Annotated in this window: 1 protein-coding gene; it reads right to left on the minus strand. The window is 40.5% G+C overall.

The features are described from left to right. Positions 1 to 217 (minus strand): hypothetical protein (locus H4J69_RS19990; RefSeq protein ID WP_220467925.1); only part of this gene is annotated, 217 nt, incomplete at its 3' end. Positions 218 to 262: the final 45 nt, after the last annotated feature.

The raw sequence follows: 262 nt of genomic DNA on the forward strand, positions 1-262 counted from the left end.
TTAATAGATTGGCTAACGTTGCCACCCAACTGAATTGGTGAATGTGACAAAAGACATTGACTCGTGTTGTATTTCCTTTATATTCGCCCTCAAATGACTTGAACTCGATTCCTTCTAACTGATCAATCTGTTCAATTCTTTCTTCAGCAGAAAATCGATAATTCCCTTTACATTTCGGGCAACCACCAAGCCTTTTTAGTGTTGCAATAGTAGGCAACCATGGAGTTCCCCACTCCCATCCAGCACCATGAACATTACAACT

Origin of the sequence: Colwellia sp. BRX10-9 (assembly GCF_014077405.1) — a bacterium.
Classification (GTDB): domain Bacteria; phylum Pseudomonadota; class Gammaproteobacteria; order Enterobacterales; family Alteromonadaceae; genus Colwellia_A.